We start from the raw sequence: 5,169 nt of genomic DNA on the forward strand, positions 1-5,169 counted from the left end.
TTCGTCCGTTCAAACTTTGCCTTTGCCATGATGGCCTCCTGTTTCGTGTCACCGGATCGCGGATGCGCTCACGGCGGAATGGGTTCGGGTGGCGGGGACCGCCACCCCGCCGATCAGGCGTATTTCTTCTGGATCTCGTCCGAGATGTTCTGCGGCACGGCTTCGTAATGATCGAAAATCATCGTGAAGACGGCGCGACCCGAGGACATCGAGCGCAGCGTGTTGATGTAGCCGAACATGTTGGCCAGCGGCACCATCGAGTTGATCACGTTGGCATTGCCGCGGCTTTCCTGCCCCGTCACCATCCCCCTGCGGGAGGTCAGGTCGCCGATGATGCCACCGGTGTATTCTTCCGGGGTCACCACCTCGACCTTCATGATCGGCTCCAGCAGTTTCGCACCGGCCTTCTTCAGGCCTTCGCGCATCGCCGCACGGGACGCGATCTCGAACGCGAGGACCGAGGAGTCGACATCGTGGAACGCACCGTCGATCAGCGCGACCTTGAAGTCGATCACCGGGAAGCCCGCCAGCGGACCGGAGTCCATGACCGACTTGATGCCCTTTTCGACACCGGGAACGTATTCCTTCGGCACCGCACCACCCACGATCTTCGCTTCGAACGAGTAGCCCTCGCCCGGCTCGGTCGGGGTGATGACGAGCTTCACGCGCGCGAACTGGCCGGTACCGCCGGTCTGTTTCTTGTGCGTGTAGTCGATTTCCGCCTCACGGGAGATGGTCTCCCGGTAAGCCACCTGCGGCGCGCCGATGTTCGCCTCGACCTTGAACTCGCGACGCATGCGGTCGACGAGGATGTCGAGGTGAAGCTCGCCCATGCCCTTCATGATCGTCTGGCCGGACTCGAAGTTGGTCTCGACGCGGAAGGACGGGTCTTCGGCGGACAGGCGAGCGAGCGCGAGGCCCATCTTCTCCTGGTCGGCCTTCGACTTCGGTTCCACCGCGATCTCGATCACCGGCTCCGGGAAGGTCATGGTTTCGAGAACCACCGGTTTCGCCGGATCACAGAGCGTGTCACCCGTTGTCGTGTCCTTCAGCCCCGCGAGAGCGATGATGTCGCCTGCATAGGCTTCATCGATCTCTTCACGGTTGATGGCGTGCATCATCATCATCCGGCCAACGCGCTCGCGCTTGCCCTTCGTCGCGTTCAGCATCTGGTCGCCCTTCTTGAGGACGCCGGAGTAGAGACGCGTAAAGGTCAGCGAGCCGACGAAGGGGTCGTTCATGATCTTGAACGCCAGAGCCGAGAAGGGCTCCTCGTCGGAGGCGTGACGCTCGATGTTCCGGGTTTCCGTTTCGTCGCCCGGGGCGAAGCCGACATAGGCCGGAACGTCGAGCGGGCTCGGCAGATAGTCGACCACCGCGTTCAGCATCGGCTGGACGCCCTTGTTCTTGAAGGACGAGCCGGCGAGAATCGGCACGAAGGTCATGGAGAGGCAGCCCTTGCGGATCAGCTTCCGCAGGGTATCGACGTCAGGCTCCTCACCTTCGAGGTAGGCCTCCATCGCCGCATCGTCCATTTCCACCGCAAGCTCGACGAGCTTGCCGCGCCATTCGTCCGCCACATCCTTCAGCTCCTCACGGATCGGCTGACGGGTCCACGACGCGCCGAGGTCTTCACCTTTCCAGGTCCACTCTTCCTGAGTGACCAGATCGATGATGCCCTCGAGCTTGTCTTCTGCACCGATGGGGAGCGCGACGGGAGCCGGAGTGGCGCCGGTGCGATCCTTGATCATCTGCACGCACTTGAAGAAGTCCGCGCCGATCTTGTCCATCTTGTTGACATAGACGATCCGCGGAACCTTGTAGCGGTCGGCCTGACGCCACACCGTCTCGGTCTGCGGTTCGACGCCAGCGTTCGCGTCCAGAAGGCACACGGCCCCGTCGAGCACCGCAAGCGAGCGCTCCACCTCGATGGTGAAGTCGACGTGGCCGGGGGTGTCGATGATGTTGAACCGGTACTTCGGCCCCTCATGGGTGCCGTCCTCGGTCCGCTGCCAGAAGGTCGTGGTCGCAGCAGAGGTGATCGTGATCCCCCGCTCCTGCTCCTGTTCCATCCAGTCCATCGTCGCGGCGCCGTCATGCACCTCGCCGATCTTGTGGCTCTTGCCCGTGTAGTACAGGATACGCTCCGTCGTCGTGGTTTTACCCGCGTCGATGTGAGCCATGATCCCGAAGTTACGGTAGAGCTCGAGGGGATATTCGCGTGCCATGGTCGGTGCTCCTGCCGCTTACCAGCGGTAGTGGCTGAACGCCTTGTTCGCGTCGGCCATCTTGTGAGTGTCTTCGCGCTTCTTCACCGCGGTGCCACGGTTGTTCGCGGCATCCAGAAGCTCGCCGGCGAGGCGCTCTTCCATGGTGTTCTCGTTGCGCTTGCGGGCAGCCGTGATGAGCCAGCGGATCGCCAGCGCTTCACGGCGCTCGATGCGGACTTCCACCGGAACCTGGTAGGTCGCACCGCCCACACGGCGGGAGCGCACCTCGACGGCCGGCTTCACGTTGTCCAGCGCCTCGTGGAACACCTCGACCGGGGCCCGCTTCACGCGGCCCTCGACGCGGTCGAGCGCGTTGTAGACGATGGCTTCCGCGACCGACTTCTTGCCGTCGATCATCAGGTTGTTCATGAATTTGGTCAGCACGGTGTCGCCGAACTTGGCGTCCGGCAGAACTTCGCGCTTCTCGGCAGCGTGACGACGGGACATGCCCAGATCTCCTTACTTCGGACGCTTCGCGCCGTATTTCGAACGGCGTTGACGACGGTCCTTGACGCCTTGCGTGTCGAGCACGCCGCGCAGGATGTGATAGCGGACGCCCGGAAGGTCTTTCACCCGGCCGCCACGGATCAGGACCACCGAGTGCTCCTGAAGGTTGTGCTTTTCGCCCGGAATGTAGCTGATCACCTCGAAACCGTTGGTCAGCCGCACTTTGGCGACCTTCCGCATGGCCGAGTTCGGCTTCTTCGGCGTCGTCGTGTAGACGCGCGTGCAGACGCCGCGCTTCTGCGGGCAGGATTGGAGGTGCTGCGACTTGGAGCGCTGCACCTTGGGCTGCCGCGGCTTGCGGATCAGCTGTTGGATAGTCGGCATTCCGGTTCCCCGTGTTGCATCCGTTCTCGTCATCGGCGTCGCGCCTGTCCGCAAACGCCAAAACCGCATTCGTTCCCCTTCGCGGGGAACGACGCGGTGGAATTCCAGAGGATCGGGGCTTTCGCCCGGATCATGACCACATCAGTTTATGAGCAGGGGCAGCAGAAGACGCACCTCGCCACCCGGGTGACGCGCCGTATATGGGGAGTCGGGGGGGATGTCAACAGGTGTCCCCGCCCGAACGCCGCGTCGCAAGGGGTCAGTCGGCCGCGACGCCCCCCGAAAGCCGCGATGCCGCGCGCTCCGCCACATGCTCGCGATAGATGGTGAACAGGCCTGCGGCAATGACGATCCCCGCCCCCGCTAGGGTCAGCGGATCGGGCCACACACCGAAAAATGCAAGCCCGAGAAGCAGTGACCACACCATCCCCGTATAGCGGAATGGACCCACGACAGAGAGGTCACCGAGCCGTATTGCCCCTATGCTGAGCACATAACCCAAGGAAACCGCCACGGAAGCTGCAATGATCCGCAGGATGTCCACGGCCGCCAACGGTGTCCACTCGCCCGCCACCGCCGCGCCTGCGCCTGAAAAGACGACCAACACCACCCCCATGGTGAGGGCCGCCGTCATGGACGGAACAGCAGCGGACAGCTTCCGCGTACACAGCTCCCGCAGGATAACCGTCACCACGCAGGCAGAGACGTAAAGCGCTCCGGGAGAGAATCCCTCCGGCCCCGGCCGGACAATGAGCAGCACTCCGAGGAATCCCACGAGAATCGCCCCCAGCCGCCGCCAGCCGATCGGCTCCTTGAGAAAGATCGCCGCCGCCAAAGTGAGGAACAGCGGCACGGACTGCAGAATCGCCGTGGCATTGGGCAGTGGAATGCGGGACAGACCTTCCAGATACAGCACCGCGCTGACCGCTTCCGCAAAACTCCGGGCGAGGCAGAGCGTCCAGTCCAGCCGCGACAGGTCGAACCGCGGCGGCGCAAAGAAGCCGGAGGCAAGCGCAAGCATCAGGAGAACCGCCAGCCCGCGCAGAAACTGAGCCTGAAAAAGCGGTACGTGACCGAGGATGGCCTTCATCAGCGCATCGTTCACCGTGAAGGCGCCCACTGCTGCAATCATCAGCAGCGCGCCGCGCATATTGGCCGTCTTCGGCATCTGGTAAGCCTTCAACCCCCCGGAAACCGACAGTAATAATCCGTCGGCTCTCAGGACGCCTTAGCACAGCGCGTGAAAGCAGACTGCGTATTTACGTCATTTGATGTCGCATTTGACGCAGGTCGGCGAAAAGGTGGGCATGGGTATTTGCGGCCCCCATTCTTGCGATCGGGCGGAGGCTTCCTCCCCAAGCCTGCTCTCCCTCCTTGAGAAAAGGGAGCGGGGTTCGCTGGATTTTCTGAATCGGATGCTGTCCCATGCAGGATGGTAGCTGGCGCTGATCGTCACCGTGATGTTCGCCGTGGCCTGGTTTGACCAGGATGTCACGGCGTGTCCTCTGACCGAAAGCGCGAGGGGCTTTTGCAGCAGCAGCAGGCCCCTGCCCTGCGAAGGAAGAGCAGCGACAGAATTCTGGAAGAGGTCTGGGGCGCATGCTGGAGCGGAAATCATTTGCAATCCAACAAATATGACCGTCGATATACGCTCTGCCGCTCATCCCGACGCAGATTTTCCCATCTTGGGCATCGTCGGCATGACATCCAGAACCTTCACAACCTCCGAAGCGAAGAATGGAAAGCAAAGGGCGTTGGTCCGGAAGGGTGGCCTCTCAAACAAGATCGGCCTCGCTTCCCGAAGCAGCACGGTGCTGTGCAGCATACGCACTCCTCCCAGAGGGAAAGGGACGCCAGCACCTTTACGGATCGGCTCAACGAGCAAGCCACATCACGAAACCGTCCCACCAGGAAACGGACATCCGGCCTGCGAGCCTGATCGACCTCCATTGAAGGCACCGGAAAGCCTGTCGGCTCCTTAATAGGCTGTTAAAACAAGATTTTTTTGGCCTGCTTTGGGGTGGAAATCGTTTGCAATGTGACGAAATCCAGCCGGAAATCCATATAC

Annotated in this window: 4 protein-coding genes; all 4 read right to left on the minus strand. The window is 62.1% G+C overall.

All coding sequences use genetic code 11. The features are described 5' to 3' along the window. Window positions 1-113: 113 nt before the first annotated feature. Window positions 114-2,228 (minus strand): elongation factor G, encoded by a 2,115-nt coding sequence (fusA, locus tag CG51_RS17440; protein ID WP_035747200.1) that lies wholly within the window; start codon window positions 2,226-2,228, stop codon window positions 114-116. Between the two features lie 18 nt (window positions 2,229-2,246). Continuing rightward, the gene (gene rpsG, locus CG51_RS17445) at window positions 2,247-2,717 is read right to left on the minus strand and encodes a 30S ribosomal protein S7 (RefSeq protein WP_035747201.1); all 471 of its coding nucleotides are present in this window, start codon (window positions 2,715-2,717) and stop codon (window positions 2,247-2,249) included. Between the two features lie 12 nt (window positions 2,718-2,729). Continuing rightward, window positions 2,730-3,101: a 30S ribosomal protein S12 gene (rpsL, locus tag CG51_RS17450; RefSeq protein WP_010399029.1), complete on the minus strand. Its 372-nt coding sequence runs from the start codon at window positions 3,099-3,101 to the stop codon at window positions 2,730-2,732. Between the two features lie 259 nt (window positions 3,102-3,360). Further along, the gene (locus CG51_RS17455) at window positions 3,361-4,269 is read right to left on the minus strand and encodes a DMT family transporter (protein WP_035747202.1); all 909 of its coding nucleotides are present in this window, start codon (window positions 4,267-4,269) and stop codon (window positions 3,361-3,363) included. Window positions 4,270-5,169: the final 900 nt, after the last annotated feature.

Origin of the sequence: Haematobacter missouriensis (assembly GCF_000740775.1) — a bacterium.
Lineage (GTDB): Bacteria > Pseudomonadota > Alphaproteobacteria > Rhodobacterales > Rhodobacteraceae > Haematobacter > Haematobacter missouriensis.